This window comes from Chryseobacterium indologenes (assembly GCF_002025665.1).
GTDB classification, from domain to species: Bacteria; Bacteroidota; Bacteroidia; order Flavobacteriales; family Weeksellaceae; genus Chryseobacterium; species Chryseobacterium metallicongregator.
The window spans coordinates 36,409-53,818 of the sequence record NZ_CP018786.1 but is presented as its reverse complement, the minus strand read 5'-3'; the positions used below and the strand labels follow the sequence as shown (position 1 = coordinate 53,818).

The window sequence follows — 17,410 nt, the reverse complement described above, 5'->3', positions numbered from 1 at the left end:
AGTTAAAATTATTTAATTAAGAAATTGAACTTATCCATATTCTTAAGCGCAATACCTGTTCCGCGAACTACAGCTCTTAACGGATCTTCAGCCACAAATACAGGAAGACCTGTTTTTTTGTGAATTCTGTCCGCAAGACCTCTTAATAACGCTCCTCCTCCTGCAAGATAAATACCTGTTTTGTAAATATCAGCCGCCAATTCCGGTGGTGTAAGAGATAATGTTTCCATTACTGCATCTTCAATTCTGATAATTGATTTATCTAATGCACGGGCGATCTCTTTGTATCCAACCATAATTTCTTTAGGCTTACCGGTGATAAGGTCTCTACCCTGTACCGGGATGTCCTCGATATCTACATCAAGATCTTCCACTGCAGAACCTACTTCAATTTTGATTCTTTCAGCTGTTCTTTCTCCGATATAAAGGTTATGGTGAGTTCTTAAGTAATAAGCAATATCGTTGGTAAATACGTCTCCGGCAATCTTCACAGATTTATCACATACGATACCTCCTAAAGCTACCACAGCAATTTCCGTAGTACCACCACCTATATCGATGATCATATTTCCTTCAGGCTTTTGAACGTCAATCCCAACTCCAATTGCAGCAGCCATTGGTTCGTAGATCAAACGTACTTCTTTTGCGTTTACTTTCTGAGCAGAGTCTCTTACCGCTCTTTTTTCAACTTCAGTGATACCAGAAGGGATACAGATTACAATTCGTAATGCAGGTTGAATGAATTTACCTTTGATTCCAGGAATTTTCTTGATGAATTCCTTGATCATATGTTCAGAAGCGTGGAAATCAGCAATAACCCCGTCTTTCAAAGGACGGATGGTTTTGATATCCTCGTGAGTTTTACCCTGCATATGCTTGGCTTGCTCTCCGACGGCAATCGGCTTACCCGATGAACGTTCAATTGCAACAATTGAAGGTTGATCTATAACAATTTTATTATTATGGATGATTAGGGTATTAGCAGTTCCAAGGTCTATCGCAATTTCTTGCGTAAACATATCAAATAAACTCATATTTTTCTTCTGATTTTAAGTTTACAAAGATATAAATTTAACAGTACTAAAGAAATTTCCCACCAACTTAATTTGGTTAAAATTTTATTAAAATTTATAATTCTTTATTAACTTTCAATTTAGACATTTACAGAGTTTGATTTCAACTAAAATTAATGGGATGTTAAATGGGCAAAAAAGGGTAATTACAAAAGAGTAAAAAGACTAAGAAAACATAGCATTGAAGATCAAAATAAAAAACTTTAAAACACCAACAATTCTTTTTCAGCAGGTGATTTTATTATTTTACAGTTTTATCCTTCTACCAGAAACACCTTTCTTCCCTTTTATAGTTTTTTACGATAATTATCATATACACTATCTGAGAGAGGTTAATTAAAAAAATCGTAAATTTGCGACTGCTTATGTTACAGTATTCCAACATTCATCGAACGTCAAATTTTGCCGTGCTTTCAATAAGCTACGAGAAAGCCGACGTAGAAACGAGAGGAAAGTTTGCATTCTTTGATGAGAACATCAAAAACTTTGTTTCCAGAGTCCATCAGGAAGACCTGGGTGATGCATTTGTTGTTTCCACTTGTAACAGGACCGAAATTTATACCACATCTCCCAATTATCTTTTAGTAGCTGAAGAGTATTGCAAAACCATTGGAGTACAGCTTACAGATTTTCTTCAGTTCGCCAATATTCTTACCAAAGAGGAAGCTTTGATTCATCTTTTCAGAGTGGCAGCTGGCCTTGAGAGTCAGATTATCGGAGATTTTGAAATTATCGGGCAAATTAAAAAAGCATACAGCCGTTTCAAAAAAGAAAGACAAAATTCAAACCCTTATCTGGAAAGAGCCATCAATGCGGCTATTCAGATTTCGAAAAGAATAAAAAATGAAACAGGCATTTCTAATGGAGCAGCTTCTGTTTCCTATGCTGCAGTTCATTATATTTTAAACAGCCAGAAAAGAATTACTGAAAAAAACATTCTTCTTTTGGGTGTGGGTGAGATAGGACAGAATACCGTTGAAAATCTGGTAAAGCATGTTTATCAGCCGAAAATTAAAATCGCCAACAGAACTCAGGAGAAAGCTGAAAAGATTTCCCAGAAATATAATATTCCTCATGTTGATTATTCTGATTTTGACCAGGAATTAAAAAACACAGATATTCTTATTGTGGCAACAGGAGCCAAGCATCCTATTGTCAACCAGTCTCATTTCCCGAATGGAAAAGAAACACTGATCATTGATCTTTCTATTCCCCATAACGTTGAAAAGAATGTTACCGAAAATAAAAATGTAACCCTGATTGACGTAGATGAACTTTCAAAACAAATTCAGGAAACGATTCAACAGCGAGAAAGAGAAATCCCGAAAGCTGAAAAAATCATTAAGGAACTGATGAAAGACTTTATCGAGTGGGAGAAAAAGAGAAAGCTGGCACCTAATATTCATCATTTTAAAGCAGTTCTGAAGAACATGGAACGCAATGAAATGCATAATTTTTACAAAAAGAATAAATACATAAACATCACGGACATGGAACTTTCTGATAAAATGATCCAGAAAATAACCAACCGTTTTGCAAAATATATCATCGATAACCCTTTAAAAGCCGAAGAAATTAGTAAATTAATGCACGAAATATTAGTTGAACAACCAAACAACGAATTCAATGAAAAGCATTAGAATCGGAACGAGAAATTCCGCACTTGCACTTTGGCAGGCTAGAGAGGTTGCGAGGCACCTTCAGAACAACAATTATTTAACGGAAATTGTTCCTATCGTATCTTCTGGCGATAAGAACCTTAATCAACCGCTTTATTCTTTAGGAATTACCGGGGTTTTCACAAGAGACCTTGATATTGCCCTATTGAATGATGAAATTGATATTGCCGTACATTCTTTAAAAGATGTTCCTACACAATTGCCTCAAAATATTGAAATGATCGCTTATCTCGAAAGAGATTATCCACAGGATATTCTGATCAGAAAAGAATCTTCAAGAAATAAAGAATTCCATGAGCTTAAACTTGCCACCAGCAGTTTAAGAAGAAGAGCTTTCTGGCTGAGAAATTATCCGACTACTGATTTTTCGGATATCCGTGGGAATATTCAAACCAGACTTCAAAAACTGGAAGACGGAGATTTTGACGCCACCATTCTATCTTTGGCAGGTATCAAAAGAATGAAAATGGAAATTGATTACGAAATGCTTCCATTAATGATCTGTGCGCCTTCACAAGGTGTAATCTCTGTAGCCGGACATACTGACAAACCGGAAATTAACGAAATTGTAAGTCAGATCAATCATCAACAGACTCAGATCTGTGTAGAGATTGAAAGAAACTTCCTGAGTACTTTAGAAGGAGGCTGTACTGCACCTATCGGAGCATTTGCGGAAATCATCGGCGATCAGATCCGTTTTAAAGCTGCACTTTGTTCTTTGGATGGGAAAAACTGCATTGCTGTGGATGAAAACTTCGTGTATACTCCGGAAGAAAATTTTGGAGAAAAGTTCGCAAAAGTGGTTCTTGAAAACGGAGGAAAAGAATTAATGGCAGAAATCAAAAGCCAGATCTGATACTTCAGATTACAAATTCCTTTCGCAGCCCTTTTCATCTTCTTAATTTTACAGACATGAAAATCTTATTTACCAAAAATATAGACCAAACGATTATATCCAAAGAATTAGGAGAGGATATTTCGGTCGACTGTGTGGAGGTAATTAAGACGAAGCCTATCATGATCAGTCCTTTTGAGCTGAAAAACTATTCTCTGATTTTCACCAGCGTCAATGGAGTTGCTTCTTTTTTTAAAAACAGATTCAAACCCAATGAGAATTTTACAGCCAAAAATTATAACAAGATCTATTGTGTAGGTGAAAAGACCAAAAGAGAGCTGAGGAAACATGGTTTTGGGACATTTAAGGTACTGAAAAATGCTGAAACTCTTTCCAGATTCATTATCGGAAAATGCCAGCACGAGCAGTTCCTCCACTTCTGTGGTAATCTTGCCATTAACGTCCTGGATAAAGATCTTCCTTTGCAAAACATTAAGTACAAAAAAGTTACAATTTATAATACTGAGGAAATCAATCCGGTAATAACTGAAAAATATCATGCCGCAGTATTTTTTAGTCCGAGCGGAGTTCGTAGTTTTGCAAGGCGAAATTCTCTGGAAGGTATGAAGCTTTTTTCAATTGGCGAAACCACTTCCGGTGAGCTGAGAAATTATACGCAGGAAAAAATTTTTACTTCTGAAGAAAATACATTGACATCCATCTTTGCATTGATCAGAAAAGAAATCGGAAGTAGAATTTAGAATATCTGTTACCGAAATATTGCCGGTAATATTAGTTACAATAGATTATGATAAAAAACGACCTATATTTAAAAGCACTTCGCGGAGAAACCGTTGAAAGACCTCCTGTCTGGATGATGAGGCAGGCTGGAAGATATCTGCCGGAATTCATTGCCTTAAGAGATCAGTATGATTTCTTTACAAGATGCCAGACTCCGGAGCTTGCAGCTGAGATCACCCTGCAGCCTATCCGCAGATTTCCTTTGGATGCCGCGATTCTGTTTTCTGATATCCTGGTAGTTCCACAGGCAATGGGAATTGATTTCAAAATGAAAGAATCTGTTGGGCCATGGTTAGATACTCCTATCAGAACAATGGAACAGGTTCAGAATATTGAAACTCCAGATGTGAATGACACTTTAGGTTACGTTTTTGATGCTATTGAACTTACGCTTCAGAAGCTGGATAATGAGATTCCATTGATCGGTTTTGCCGGTTCTCCATGGACTATTCTTTGCTACTGTGTAGAAGGAAAAGGAAGCAAAGCTTTTGATATTGCAAAATCGTTCTGTTTCCAACAGCCTGAAGCAGCACATTTATTATTACAGAAAATCACAGATACTACAATCGCTTATCTGAAGAGAAAAGTAGAAAAAGGAGTTTCTGCGGTACAGGTTTTTGATTCTTGGGGAGGAATGCTTTCTCCTACAGATTATCAGGAATTCTCATGGCAGTACATCAACCAGATTGTTGAAGCATTAAGCCCGCTTACTCATGTTGTGGTATTTGGAAAAGGATGTTGGTTTGCCCTGGAAGATATGACAATGTCTAAGGCTTCTGCTCTTGGAGTTGACTGGACTATTAAGCCTGAATTTGCAAGAACTTTGACCAACCATACGATGACGCTGCAGGGGAATTTTGATCCTGCAAGACTTCACTCAACACCTGAAACCATCAAGAAAATGGTGAATGAAATGATCAACCGTTTTGGAAAAGACAGATATATCGCCAACTTAGGTCACGGAATTTTACCTAATGTTCCTGTTGAAAATGCAGAAGCATTCATCAGAGCAGTGGTTGACTGGAAACCGAATGTATAAGATTAATTCTTTTAAAAATATACAAAACCCTTATAGGCATTCTTATAAGGGTTTTTTGTTAGAATTATTTTTTCAATGATTATTCCTTCATCACTTTCTTCTTAACAATTTCTCCATCATGATTAATGATCATTATAATATAGATCCCTTTTGGCAGATCTGATAAGTCATAGGAATCAGATGCTTTGTTAAATGTTTTCACAAGCTTCCCTGACTGATCAATCACAGAAATCTTTTCAAACTTATTTTGAGAGCTTTGCTTAATATAAAGATTCCCCTTAACCGGATTCGGATATACATTTATGTGATCAGCATATGAAACCTCTGAAGTGGCCAAAACACCACTTGTAATCATCACATTATCTACTACAACCCCGTAAGAATAGTCTCCGGCATCATCATAAACAAATCTAAGTTTAAAAGCCGCATTAGCATAGGGTGTAAGATCTATATTTGCAGCAGTATCATAACTTGTTACTACAAATGTAAAGGTATTAAAATCAAGATCCCACACTCCTGCGTCACCAGAAAAGGTAAAAACCTGAATCCAGGAAGTTCCATTGAAAGCTTCAACTTTTAAAGTAGAATCCTGACTATCAATCATATTAGCATAATTAAACGACAGCTTTGGGTTTACTACTCCGGTAAGGTTAACTACAGGAGAAATCAGTCTGGCATTCGTATTAATTCCGGTTGGCCCTGCATCATCATCATCAAAAAAAGCTGCCCCATCTGGAAAGCTTGCGAAACCATTCTGTGAACCCACGTTCCAGTTAAAAGAGTTATCCGGATTCTCTACCGTCCATCCGGTTGGCAAAGTATTACCGTTGAAGTTTTCAGAAAAAATCTGTGCATTACATAAACCACAAATGGATAAAAATAGAATAAATAGCTTTTTCATAATAAAATATTTGATGTTTATATAAAATTAGCGAATTATATTTCATAAAACATAATTACACGCAAAATAAATACATTACATATATTAAAAAAAGAATGAGAATTTTATCTATAATTTATACTTTTATGTTTAAACTTTAAATCACATCCTATGAAAAAACTAAACAAAGAAAGAATGAAAAGCATTATAGCGGGAGGAGAAATCTGTCTTGAATGCGCCATCGGATATTATCAGGTTGTTATTGACGGCCGATGCTATTGTGTTCCAATAGACTAATAAAAAAAGCAGCTTAATAGCTGCTTTTTAATTTATATCATAAAGAATATCGTATTGATTAGCTCAACATTCTCTGTGCTTTTTTAACACCTTCTACCAAGGCATCAATTTCTTCGAAAGTATTATAAACAGCAAAACTTGCTCTCACCGTTCCGGCAATATTAAAGAAGTTCATAATAGGTTGCGTACAATGGTGTCCTGTTCTTACAGCGATTCCCATTTTATCAAGGATCATCCCTACATCAGAGGCAATTCCAACTCCTTCCAGATTAAAGGATACAACCCCGGTTCTATTTGCTTTTTCACCATAGATCTTAATACCATCTATTTCTAAAAGCTGTCTTTGCGCATATTCCAACAGAGCATTTTCATGATTCTGAATATGGGTATGTCCCACTTTGTTCATAAAATCAACAGCAGCACCTAAGGCAATATTTCCTCCTACATTGGGTGTTCCCGCTTCATATTTAAAAGGAAGACCAGCATAGGTAGTTCCTTCGAAAGAACAGGTTGCAATCATCTCTCCTCCTCCATGAAACGGTGGCAACGCTTCTAATATTTCACGTTTCCCATATAAAATACCCGTTCCCATCGGAGCATACATTTTATGTCCTGAGAATACAAAGAAATCACAATCCATTTTCTGAACATCAATATTGAAATGTGGTGCAGACTGAGCCCCGTCAATAACGATGTAAGCATCCGTATTTTTTCTTGTTTTGGCAATAATCTCTTCAACAGGATTCACAATTCCCAATGCATTGGAAACCTGATTCACAGAAACAACCTTTGTTTTTTCACTTAAAAACTGGTCAAAATAATCCATCTGAAGAATTCCGTTTTCATCAATAGGAATGACGCGAAGTTTAGCTCCGGTTCTTTCACAAAGCATCTGCCATGGAACAATATTAGAATGGTGTTCCAGATATGAAATAATGATTTCATCATCTTTCTGCAGTTTCTGTGTTAAAATATAAGCGATAAGGTTCAGCCCTTCTGTTGTTCCTTTTGTAAAGATTACTTCAAAATCATGTTCAGCATTGATGAATTTCTGGATTTTTCTTCTTGAAAGTTCCATTTCTTCTGTTGCCAACTGGCTTAGCGTATGAATTCCTCTGTGAACATTTGCGTTAAGTTCTGTATAATATGCGTGACAGACTTCCAAAACTGAATTTGGTTTTTGAGATGTAGCTGCATTATCCAGATAAACCAAAGGCTTACCGTTCACTTCTCTGTCCAATATAGAAAACTGGCTTCTTATTTCGTGAATGTCAAACATTTATTTATTTTTTAAATTAAAACGGTCTTATTTAGAACTCTTCAAATTTACGGCTTTTTTTCCGAAAGGAAGCATGAGGTCGGGTACTGATCATTGTCAGTTGATAGAAATATTCGATAGTTTAAGGTGGAGAAAGACAATAAAGCGAAAAGATAAAATTAAAAGTAATGCATTAAGCTGTTTAGTCCATTTTACTGAGACTCGTTATCAAATAAAAAACCCGCCAAAATGACGGGTTTTTATATTGTTTAAATAAGTAATTCTTATTCTGCTGCAGTTTCAGCTGCTGCTTCAGGAGCTGCACCTTCTTCAGTTGCAACTTCTTCTTCATCCTCATCATCTTGCATTGCTGCACCACCTTTCATTGCATTTCTAGACATCTTAACAGCAACTACTACTGCGTTGTCTGGGTGTACGAAAGAGTAACCTTCTGTTTTGATGCTACCGATGTAAAGTTTGTTACCAATTCTTAATGGAGTAACATCTACAACGATTTCGTCAGGTAGGTTAGCAGGAATAGCTTTTACTTTTAGCTTTCTGAAAGACTGACGTAAAACACCACCAGCAACAACACCTTTTGAACGTCCGGTAATTCTTACTGGAACTTCCATGATAACTGGCTTATCGTCAGATAACTGATAGAAGTCGATGTGAAGAATTTTGTCAGTAATTGGGTGAAACTGAATATCCTGAAGAACAGCTGGAATTGTTTTTCCGTCAACTTCAATAGATACCGTGTGTGCTTCAGGAGTGTATACTAATCCTTTGAAAGCGCTCTCTTCAGCAGAGAAGTTCAAAGGTGCTTCACCTCCATAAACAACACAAGGAACTAATTCAGCATCACGTAAAGCTTTTGTAGACTTTTTGCCCACGCTTTCTCTTTTTGTACCTTGAATTGTAATAGATTTCATTTATAAAAAATTTAAAAAATTGTTCTGATTTTAATTTGCAATCCGCTTTAAATCAATTAAATAACAAATTTACTGCTAATTGATTTATGCTCATGAACCATTGTCATAACGTCAGCAAATAATGGGGCGCAAGATAGCACTTTTATTTTAGATGACAAATTATTTTTAACAGGAATTGAGTCAGTTACAATAACTTCCAAGAGTTTTGAGTTCTCAATATTCTCGTAAGCCTTCCCTGAAAGCACTCCGTGAGTTGCCATAGCTCTTACTGTTTTTGCTCCTTTTTCAATTAAGATATCAGCTGCTTTACAAAGTGTACCTGCAGTATCAATCATATCATCAATAAGGATCACGTTCTTACCTGTTACATCCCCGATAAGGAACATTTCTTCTACAACGTTTGCTTTTTTTCTTTCCTTGTAGGCAATTACTACTTCAGCACCTAAGTGACCGGCATAGTTTTTAGCTCTTTTTGCACCTCCCATATCCGGAGAAGCAATAGTAAGATTATCAAGCTCTAAAGATCTGATATAATCTACAAAAATACTGGAAGCATACAGATGATCTACCGGGATTTCGAAGAATCCTTGGATTTGATCTGCGTGAAGATCCATAGTCATCACTCTTGTTGCTCCTGCTGCTGTAAGAAGGTTAGCAACTAGTTTAGCACCGATCGGCGCTCTTGGTTTGTCTTTTCTGTCCTGTCTGGCAAGTCCGAAGTAAGGAATTACTACGGTAATGCTCTTTGCAGAAGCTCTTTTTGCTGCATCAATCATTAGAAGAAGTTCCAAAAGATTGTCTGCAGGAGGGAATGTAGATCCAATTAGAAAAACTCTTCCTCCTCTTACAGATTCGTCCAAAACAGGCTCAAATTCCCCGTCACTGAACTCCTGAAAGTTGATTTTCCCTAATTCTTTCCCATAATTCTGGGCAATTTTCTCTGCCAAGTCCCTGCTGGTTCTTGTACAAAATAGATAACTTAACTGATCGGCCATTTTTACTTTTTAAAAGATTTTGCAAATTTAAAAAAAAACCACAAGATTTACTCTTGTGGTTTCTAAGTTTTTATTTTATCAATTATTAAGGGAATTTAACTCCTGAATATTTGTTCGGATCTACCTGCGGAAGTGTAGACTTATATTTAGCATTGATAGACTTGATAAATTCATTAGCAACAATACCGTATCCACGTCCTGTAAGGTGAACTCCATCTAGAGAGAAAGCTCCTCCTGTTACAAATTTTGCAGTATATTTTACACCATCAAATAAAATTCCTGACTGTGCATTCAGTTCAATCATCTTAGTGTTGGCATCTACAAATGCAAGTCCATAAGAATCAGCAAGTGATTTTATAGAAGTATTATATGCAGTTGTTGCTGTTTTCACATAGCCAGCTTCTGTTTTTGTTAATACATGTTGGTTTTGTAATGGATAAGAAATTCCATAAATATTTACCGGAGCAGATACTCCAGCCGCAGTACTTCCAATTACAGAGCTTGTTGTAAGCAAAATATAATCATCTGCAGTAGCCTGTCTTGCCTGGCCAAAGATCTGACCAAAAGCAGCAGCTGTAGGTGCTCCCAATGAAGGAGTTAAAGCAGCTGTAAGCTGAACAGATAAATCTGTTAAAGCAACATCTTTAATTAAAACAGGGTTTGGACCTGTAGCGGAAAGTAAATTAATTCTATCCCCAGCTCCAAAAGCAGTAAGAGCCTGCTTCAAAGGACCATATAAACTTGTATTAAGAGTTGTCAGATTTGAACCTAAAAGAGCAGGTGTCAAAGGATTATAAGGTACCGTAGTAAAGAAAGGAACTGAAGTAACAGAAGGGATATTAGCAATAACACCTTTTGTTGTCCCTACACTTTTAAGACCATCTAAAACTGCTTTAATAGATCCAGCTACTAATGCAGGATCAGAGATATCATTAGATTTATATGTTGTAGGATTGGTATTTCCTGTCTGAACTGTAGCTGCTGTATAAGTGGTAACACCTCCTACAGTCTGAGAGTTTGTTCCTCCATTGGTAGCATATGACAAAACATCATTATTTCCTATCCAAAGAGAGAAAAACGTTGCCTTCTGAGCCATCGCATCAGCCAATACACTTGTAGTAGCAGAAGAAGCAAACCTTACAAAATAAGGATTAGCCGTACCCATTGCAAGACCTGCCTGACTACCGTATCCAGGAGCGACCAAGTGGAATGACTTTGCACCAGGAACCCCCATATTATTATAAGTACCTCCGCCAGATAATACATCCAACGCAGCTGCTGCCCCACTTGGCACAGGAGCTAAAGATCCATTAACAACCTGAAGAGTTAATTTTCCTGGGAAACCCGGAAGATTGTTGAACCCACCTACGTCATTAGGCATTAAAGGTTGTTTAAAGTCTCCTCCACCTGCCAATTTCATCTGTGCAGCGATCATACTTGGATAAGATTCATTCTGGCCGCTGCTGTAAAGCGCACCATCACGATATCCTGAAGTAAGGGAATTTCCTAAAGATATATATTTTGAAAAGTCAGCCTCTCCTTTTGTTACCGGGATATCTTTCACATCCGTATCGAAATCCGTATTACAGCTTACTGTAAAAAGAAGTGCAGAAACTGCAATTGTCGATATTATAATTTTTTTCATAGTCTTCTAAAATTAAAATGGATTATAAGAGAACCCTAGACCAAAGTAGAAAGCTGTTGCTTTTGACTGTCCGTTAAGCCCTATATTAGCATTGTTTACCTTTCGGTACTGAGGCATTGCATATCCTCCTGCAACATCAATTCCGAACTGCTTCAGCTTGAAGCCTACCCCACCAGTAACCACATAGGTATCATACGAAGGGGTTTCCGGAATAAAGTTATCTGTTGTATATGGTGCTTCATCATAATAAGCTCCCAAACGTCCATAGATCATATTGGTGAACGCATACTGAGTTCCCAGTCTGAAAGTTTTGGAGTTTTTGAAGTTCTTAGGATTTGTAAGAATTGTCGGATCTGAAGGATTGTTTCCAATAGGTGCATTCTCGAAATCCAATGTAAGCTTACTGTATCTTTCCCATCCATGATAGTTAAAGTCTGCAGAAACCTGCCATTTCGGTGTTACCTTATAGGTTAAACCAATAGTATATTCTTCAACCAATGGTAATGTTGCAGAGAATCCATCTTGTCCTGCAGCATTCAGTTTTAGTTGATTATAAACAGATTGTGACGGGAATTGGAATGTAGCAGTTCCTGATTTAGCTTTCATATCTATTGCAGAACGGTAAGCAATACTCACATCTAGTTTCGGGTCAGGTCTGAAATAGAAACCGAATCCATATCCGTGACCACTTGCATTATCATCATTAATATTAACCTTACCGTCAAATTGAGTCACCGCCTTATCCCAATCTACTTTTCCTCTTGCGTAGATATAACTAGCACCAAAAGATACCCATGGAGCCAGTTTTACAGAGACCATTGGCTGGAAATAGAAACTTTTCAGTTCCATTTTCTGCACCAATTCTTTACCTTCCCAGTTATCAGGCCATTTGATTGTACTTCCAAAAGGTGTTGAAAAACTAAACCCTACTGTAAGTTTCTCTATAGGTCTATAAGTAATTGCGGCATATATAGGTGTCCCTATAGGATTATCTGTTTCTGCACTCTGTAGAGTATTGAAGTTTTGAAAAGTAACTTTATTACTTGCACCAAACCCTCCTGCCACTATACTCAGTTTGGAAGGGATAAATGACATACCCGCCGGGTTAAAGAATGTCACACTCGCGTCTTCGGCATGAGCACTAGTATGCGCCATTGCCAATTGTTTTACCCCTTGCAGGGAAACTCTGAAGCCTCCTGCGTAAGATAGAACTCCCGCCAATAAAGCAGTTGATACTAATATTTTTTTCATAGACTATTATTATATAAGCCAAATATAAAATTATTTTGAATACGTCTGTTAATATTTGCTAATATTTTAAACAATATCCCAAAAGAAAACTATGTTTAAAATAATAACTCTAAGGAAATAAACCACAAAATAATCATTATGAAAGTCTTAAATAGATTAAAAAACTAAACATCATTTACTGTTTAATTCTAAACAACCGTTTAACATTAAGTCTTAACAGCCTCAAAAAGCATTAGCAGGAAAGCAAAATGATAATAAATGTTAAATTAAACAGAGCTAGAATAAAAAGATTAAATTAAAAAAATAGTATGCCCTTTACTTCCTTAAATGGCAGCCTTTAACGATCATTCTTACTCAAAATAGGAAAATGTTTTATCTCCAATTCAGGTTATTTAACTATTTTAGAATCTCATAAAGATAAAAATACATAAATTTGCAGATTATAAATAATAGAAAATATGAGTTGTGGATGTAAAACATCCGGCGATTCTGCACATTCTTGCGGCCCTAAAAAAACCGCAAATGGCTGTGAAAATGTAAATACCTGCGGGAATAGTTATAAATTAAGTGTTTTTGACTGGCTTTCTAACATCAACAATCCGGCACCAAACAGGTGTGATTTTGTGGAAGTTAGATTTAAAAATGACAGAAAATCGTTTTATAAGAATGTAAATAATATTCCTTTACATATAGGTAGCGTAATTACAGTAGAATCAAGTCCGGGACACGATGTAGGCGTAGTAAGCCTTACGGGAGAATTAGTAAAGATTCAGATGAAAAAGAAAAAGTTTTCTGAAGAATCGGCACTCAAAATATACAGACAGGCCAACCAAAAAGATCTTGAGGTATGGCAGGAAGCAAGAAAAAAAGAAGATGGCGTAAAGCTTGAAGCAAGAAAAATTGCCCAGAGATTAGGCCTTGAAATGAAAGTTACAGACGTAGAATACCAGGGTGACTCCTCAAAAATCACCTTTTATTACACTGCTGATAACCGAGTGGATTTCAGACAACTAATCAAAGATTACGCTGGAGCTTTCCGTACTAAAATCGACATGAAACAAATCGGTTTCAGACAGGAAGCTGCCAAAGTAGGTGGAATCGGATCTTGCGGACGTGAACTTTGCTGCTCTACATGGCTTACAGACTTCAGATCTGTAAACACCAATGTTGCAAGATATCAACAGCTGAGTATCAATCCTCAGAAACTGGCAGGGCAATGCGGTAAGCTTAAATGTTGTCTTAACTATGAGCTTGACAGTTATTTGGATGCATTAAGCAACTTCCCTTCTTCTTCAACGACTTTGGAAACAGAGAAAGGAAAAGCATTCTGTATTAAAATCGACGTTTTCAAAAAGAAAATGTGGTTTGCTTATGTAGACAGTTCAATTGCATGGTATGATTTTGACATTGACCTTGTTAAAAAATTGATTTCAAAGAATAAAAGAGGAGAAAAAACACTTCCTCTTGAAGACCTGAAACAACCGGAAGCCTCTACTCACACGATCGATTTGATCCAGGAAAACAATGTTGATCGTTTCGAAAAGAAAAACAGAGGAAACAACAGGAACAGAAACAACCAGAGCAACCAGAATAAACAAAATAACAACCAGCAAAGTCAGGGCCAAGGACAAAAAAGAAACAGACCTGAAAGGCAAGAGAGACCGGAAAGATCTGAAAAAACCGAAAACCCAAATGCTCAATCTGCAAATCAGCCTAGACCTCAAAAGCAGCACCCACAGCAAAAAGCACCTGTGGAAAAAGCAGTGAATAATTCTGACGCTGATAAAAAGCCACAGAGCAACAATCCGAATAAGAAAAAATTCAAAAAGAAATATCCTCCAAAAAAAGATAACAATGCATAAAATTTTAGGATTACTTTCACTTATCCTTTTCTTTAGCTGCAACTCTTCCTCAGGAGGAGATGTCATCATGAATTCCGTTGATAACAAATGGAATAAGAAAAGTGAACAAAAATTTAATCTTGAAGTTTCAGATCCGCAGAATCCTAAAAATATTATATTTGTCGTAAGAAATAACAACACTTATCCTTACAGCAACATAAGGTTTATAGTGAATTTCACCAATCTCCAGAACAAAAAAAAGGAAACAGACACCTTGAATTATGTTCTGGCTAAACCAAACGGAGAATGGCTTGGTACAGGGTTTGGTGATACGAAGGAAACTTTGTTTCAGTATAAAGTAAATTACCAGTTCCCAGGAAAAGGGAAATATGAAATCAGTCTTACTCAGGCGATGAGAAATGACAACCTTCAGGGAATTGAGGATATTGGGGTAAAAATAGAAACGGCTAAACCGTAACCATAAATGGAAGAAAACAAAAAAAATGCAGGAAATAAGGGGAAAACATTTCCTCTGCCTCCCAAGAAAAAGAAAGACACCTCCTGGAGAAAATGGGTTTCGTTTATTTGGATCGGACTCATTGCGGTAGTTCTGGGAATTTCAGGGCTTTTCTTTTCGGTTTCTCAAGGATTCCTTGGGGAAATGCCTGATGTAAAAGAACTTGAAAACCCGGATATCTTTGTTGCTTCTGAAATCATTTCTTCAGACGGAGTAACTTTGGGTAAATTCGAAAAAGAAAAGACTCAGCCAATCGTTTATAAAGACCTTCCTCCTTATCTTATTTATGCCCTACAAGCTAAAGAAGATGAGCGTTTTAAAGAACACTCAGGAATAGATTTATACTCTGTTGCCAGAGCCGTTGCATATGGTGGTGGACGTGGTGGAGGTTCTACCATTACCCAACAGCTTGCCAAACTTCTTTTCACAGGAAATGCTTCTCAGAATAAAGTTCAGAGAGCATTCCAGAAACTGAAAGAATGGGTAGTAGCAGTAAGTCTTGAGAAAAGATACACCAAAGAAGAAATTATCACTCTTTATTTCAACAAATTTGACTTCCTTTTCAACGCTAATGGTATTGAAATGGCTTCCAGAGTTTACTTTAACAAGAAAACATCTGAACTTACATTACCAGAAGCTGCAACATTTGTAGCAATGCTTGAAAATCCAAGAAAAAACAATCCTTACAGATATCCTGAAAAGGCTAAAGAAAGAAGGAATGTAGTATTGGATCAAATGCAGAAAACCGGATATATTGATGCTGCAACTTATGAAAAAGCAGCCAGTACTCCGATTGAAGTAGACTTCCACCCTATCAAAAGCATCACGGATGGATATTCTGCTTATTACAAGTTCTATCTGAGAAAAGAGATTGACAAATATCTTGAAGCTCATGAAAAAGAAACCGGTAAAAAACTTAACCTTTACAAAGACGGTTTAAAAATATATGTTACTCTTGATTCTAAAATGCAGAAATATGCAGAAGAGTCAATCAAAGAGCACTTAACAGATCTTCAGAAGAGATTTGATGCAGAACAGAGAGGAAGAAAGAACAGACCTTTCTACTATCTTAATGATAAACAAATCAAAGACGTAATGGTTCAGGCTATGAAAAGAACCGGCCGTTACAAATTGCTCAAAGCTGACGGAATGCCTGAGGATTCTATTATGATGGAGTTCAAAAAACCTATCAAAACTTCACGATTCACATGGGCCGGAGAAGAAGAGGTGGAAATGTCTCCATGGGATTCTATCAGATACCATAAACAAATTGCACAGGCAGGTTTGATGTCTATGGTTCCTGGAACCGGAGAAATCAAAGCCTGGGTAGGTGGTATAGACTGGCAGCACTTCCAATATGATCATATCAAGCAAGGTAAGAGACAGGTAGGATCTACATTCAAACCTTTCGTATACGCTACTGCTATTATGAAACTGGGAATGACTCCTTGTTCCGCTGTTTCTAACGGAACCTATGATCACAACGGGTGGCACGTACCGGGAAGAGGCGGAATGCTTACTTTAAAAGATGCATTAGCGCACTCTCAAAACCCTGTTGCTGCAAGACTAATTGAAATGACAGGAGTGGACGCTGTAATCCAGACAGCAAGAGATCTGGGAGTAACAGAAGATATTCCTAGAAACAATACCATCGCTTTAGGTTCATCAGACATTACGATTTACGAAATGCTAGGTGCATACAGTACTTTTGCCAACTATGGTAACTACAACAAACCAGAGATGATATGGAGAATTGAAGATGCCAACGGTAGAGTTATCAAGGAAGTAAACGTAGAGCCAAAAGAAGTAATGAACCCAATGTATGCCTACACCATGATTGAACTGATGAAAGGTGTTGCACAATACGGAACTGCTTCCGGAGAATTAGGAAGAAGAGGAATCTCAAAAGCGGTAGAAATTGCTGCTAAAACAGGAACAACTCAGAATAACTCCGATGGATGGTTTATGGGAATCACACCAAAACTGGCAACCGGAGCATGGGTTGGATGGGAAGACAGAGCAACCCACTTCTTTGGAACAGGTGAAGGTCAGGGTGCGAGAATGGCACTACCGATCTGGGCAATTTTCATGAAAAAAGTATGGGCTGATAAGAGTTTAGGAGTAACTCCTGATGACAAATTTGTAAAACCTTCAGACTGGAAAGACGGATGTTCGAACCTTAAAGGACTAAGTGGAGGATATGGAGACGATGGAAGTCTTCAGACGATCGATGAGATCAAAAATCCAAGACCAGCAGATCCAACGCCTAAAAAGCCAACAGAAAAGAAAGAGGACAACATCAATGAAAACCTTCATTCTAATGATGAAGTAGATTTCAATAAATAAATTCTCTTTTAGAAATACACA

Annotated in this window: 15 protein-coding genes; 8 read left to right on the top strand and 7 right to left on the bottom strand. The window is 37.0% G+C overall.

What is annotated here, in order from left to right:
* Positions 1–8: 8 nt before the first annotated feature.
* Entirely contained in the window at positions 9–1,034 is a 1,026-nt protein-coding gene (locus BUE84_RS00245) for a rod shape-determining protein (RefSeq protein ID WP_002982450.1), read from the bottom strand.
* Between the two features lie 404 nt (positions 1,035–1,438).
* Between BUE84_RS00245 and hemA the strand changes: the two genes are divergently transcribed.
* Genes hemA through hemE form a run of 4 tightly spaced genes read left to right on the top strand, consistent with a single transcriptional unit; the run spans position 1,439 to position 5,427 of the window.
* Positions 1,439–2,713 (top strand): glutamyl-tRNA reductase, encoded by a 1,275-nt coding sequence (hemA, locus tag BUE84_RS00240; RefSeq protein ID WP_034691745.1) that lies wholly within the window; start codon positions 1,439–1,441, stop codon positions 2,711–2,713.
* Positions 2,700–3,608, top strand: a complete 909-nt coding sequence (gene hemC, locus BUE84_RS00235; RefSeq protein WP_079240030.1) for a hydroxymethylbilane synthase — start codon at positions 2,700–2,702, stop codon at positions 3,606–3,608. The genes hemA and hemC overlap by 14 nt, the downstream gene beginning before the upstream one ends.
* A gap of 56 nt (positions 3,609–3,664) precedes the next feature.
* The gene (locus tag BUE84_RS00230; protein WP_079240029.1) at positions 3,665–4,348 is read left to right on the top strand and encodes a uroporphyrinogen-III synthase; all 684 of its coding nucleotides are present in this window, start codon (positions 3,665–3,667) and stop codon (positions 4,346–4,348) included.
* Positions 4,349–4,395: 47 nt separating this feature from the next.
* Positions 4,396–5,427 carry a uroporphyrinogen decarboxylase gene (gene hemE / locus BUE84_RS00225; RefSeq protein ID WP_079240028.1) on the top strand — a complete coding sequence of 344 codons (1,032 nt, stop codon included), beginning with the start codon at positions 4,396–4,398 and terminating at the stop codon, positions 5,425–5,427.
* A 79-nt stretch (positions 5,428–5,506) separates the two neighbouring features.
* On the opposite strand, the gene BUE84_RS00220 is transcribed toward hemE, so the two are convergent.
* Positions 5,507–6,328 (bottom strand): T9SS type A sorting domain-containing protein, encoded by an 822-nt coding sequence (locus BUE84_RS00220; protein ID WP_079240027.1) that lies wholly within the window; start codon positions 6,326–6,328, stop codon positions 5,507–5,509.
* A gap of 150 nt (positions 6,329–6,478) precedes the next feature.
* Between BUE84_RS00220 and BUE84_RS00215 the strand changes: the two genes are divergently transcribed.
* Complete coding sequence (locus tag BUE84_RS00215; protein WP_079240026.1) at positions 6,479–6,604, top strand: GNAT family acetyltransferase; 126 nt, start codon at positions 6,479–6,481, stop codon at positions 6,602–6,604.
* Between the two features lie 58 nt (positions 6,605–6,662).
* On the opposite strand, the gene BUE84_RS00210 is transcribed toward BUE84_RS00215, so the two are convergent.
* From BUE84_RS00210 to BUE84_RS00190, 5 genes are all read right to left on the bottom strand, one after another.
* On the bottom strand, positions 6,663–7,883 hold the full coding sequence (locus BUE84_RS00210; RefSeq protein ID WP_079240025.1) for an aminotransferase class V-fold PLP-dependent enzyme: 1,221 nt from the start codon (positions 7,881–7,883) through the stop codon (positions 6,663–6,665).
* Between the two features lie 263 nt (positions 7,884–8,146).
* Positions 8,147–8,794 (bottom strand): 50S ribosomal protein L25/general stress protein Ctc, encoded by a 648-nt coding sequence (locus tag BUE84_RS00205; protein WP_034691761.1) that lies wholly within the window; start codon positions 8,792–8,794, stop codon positions 8,147–8,149.
* Positions 8,795–8,850: 56 nt separating this feature from the next.
* Complete coding sequence (locus tag BUE84_RS00200; RefSeq protein WP_034691764.1) at positions 8,851–9,789, bottom strand: ribose-phosphate pyrophosphokinase; 939 nt, start codon at positions 9,787–9,789, stop codon at positions 8,851–8,853.
* Positions 9,790–9,874: 85 nt separating this feature from the next.
* A complete protein-coding gene (locus BUE84_RS00195) occupies positions 9,875–11,434 on the bottom strand; it encodes a G-D-S-L family lipolytic protein (protein ID WP_079240024.1) in 1,560 nt (519 codons plus the stop codon).
* Between the two features lie 12 nt (positions 11,435–11,446).
* Positions 11,447–12,685 (bottom strand): OmpP1/FadL family transporter, encoded by a 1,239-nt coding sequence (locus BUE84_RS00190; RefSeq protein ID WP_079240023.1) that lies wholly within the window; start codon positions 12,683–12,685, stop codon positions 11,447–11,449.
* Positions 12,686–13,143: 458 nt separating this feature from the next.
* Between BUE84_RS00190 and BUE84_RS00185 the strand changes: the two genes are divergently transcribed.
* The 3 genes from BUE84_RS00185 to BUE84_RS00175 are packed head-to-tail and all read left to right on the top strand — an operon-like array spanning position 13,144 to position 17,389.
* Positions 13,144–14,547: a stage 0 sporulation family protein gene (locus BUE84_RS00185; protein WP_079240022.1), complete on the top strand. Its 1,404-nt coding sequence runs from the start codon at positions 13,144–13,146 to the stop codon at positions 14,545–14,547.
* Complete coding sequence (locus tag BUE84_RS00180) at positions 14,540–15,004, top strand: gliding motility lipoprotein GldH (protein WP_034691774.1); 465 nt, start codon at positions 14,540–14,542, stop codon at positions 15,002–15,004. The genes BUE84_RS00185 and BUE84_RS00180 overlap by 8 nt, the downstream gene beginning before the upstream one ends.
* A 6-nt stretch (positions 15,005–15,010) precedes the next feature.
* On the top strand, positions 15,011–17,389 hold the full coding sequence (locus BUE84_RS00175) for a transglycosylase domain-containing protein (RefSeq protein ID WP_034691777.1): 2,379 nt from the start codon (positions 15,011–15,013) through the stop codon (positions 17,387–17,389).
* The last annotated feature ends 21 nt before the right edge of the window (positions 17,390–17,410 follow it).

Excerpts from the sequence above, each read along its gene's own strand:
- BUE84_RS00245 (WP_002982450.1), bottom strand. The coding sequence starts at position 1,034 with ATGAGTTTATTTGATATGTTTACGCAAGAAATTGCGATAGACCTTGGA.
- hemA (WP_034691745.1), top strand. The coding sequence starts at position 1,439 with ATGTTACAGTATTCCAACATTCATCGAACGTCAAATTTTGCCGTGCTT.
- hemC (WP_079240030.1), top strand. The coding sequence starts at position 2,700 with ATGAAAAGCATTAGAATCGGAACGAGAAATTCCGCACTTGCACTTTGG.
- BUE84_RS00230 (WP_079240029.1), top strand. The coding sequence starts at position 3,665 with ATGAAAATCTTATTTACCAAAAATATAGACCAAACGATTATATCCAAA.
- hemE (WP_079240028.1), top strand. The coding sequence starts at position 4,396 with ATGATAAAAAACGACCTATATTTAAAAGCACTTCGCGGAGAAACCGTT.
- BUE84_RS00220 (WP_079240027.1), bottom strand. The coding sequence starts at position 6,328 with ATGAAAAAGCTATTTATTCTATTTTTATCCATTTGTGGTTTATGTAAT.
- BUE84_RS00215 (WP_079240026.1), top strand. The coding sequence starts at position 6,479 with ATGAAAAAACTAAACAAAGAAAGAATGAAAAGCATTATAGCGGGAGGA.
- BUE84_RS00210 (WP_079240025.1), bottom strand. The coding sequence starts at position 7,883 with ATGTTTGACATTCACGAAATAAGAAGCCAGTTTTCTATATTGGACAGA.
- BUE84_RS00205 (WP_034691761.1), bottom strand. The coding sequence starts at position 8,794 with ATGAAATCTATTACAATTCAAGGTACAAAAAGAGAAAGCGTGGGCAAA.
- BUE84_RS00200 (WP_034691764.1), bottom strand. The coding sequence starts at position 9,789 with ATGGCCGATCAGTTAAGTTATCTATTTTGTACAAGAACCAGCAGGGAC.
- BUE84_RS00195 (WP_079240024.1), bottom strand. The coding sequence starts at position 11,434 with ATGAAAAAAATTATAATATCGACAATTGCAGTTTCTGCACTTCTTTTT.
- BUE84_RS00190 (WP_079240023.1), bottom strand. The coding sequence starts at position 12,685 with ATGAAAAAAATATTAGTATCAACTGCTTTATTGGCGGGAGTTCTATCT.
- BUE84_RS00185 (WP_079240022.1), top strand. The coding sequence starts at position 13,144 with ATGAGTTGTGGATGTAAAACATCCGGCGATTCTGCACATTCTTGCGGC.
- BUE84_RS00180 (WP_034691774.1), top strand. The coding sequence starts at position 14,540 with ATGCATAAAATTTTAGGATTACTTTCACTTATCCTTTTCTTTAGCTGC.
- BUE84_RS00175 (WP_034691777.1), top strand. The coding sequence starts at position 15,011 with ATGGAAGAAAACAAAAAAAATGCAGGAAATAAGGGGAAAACATTTCCT.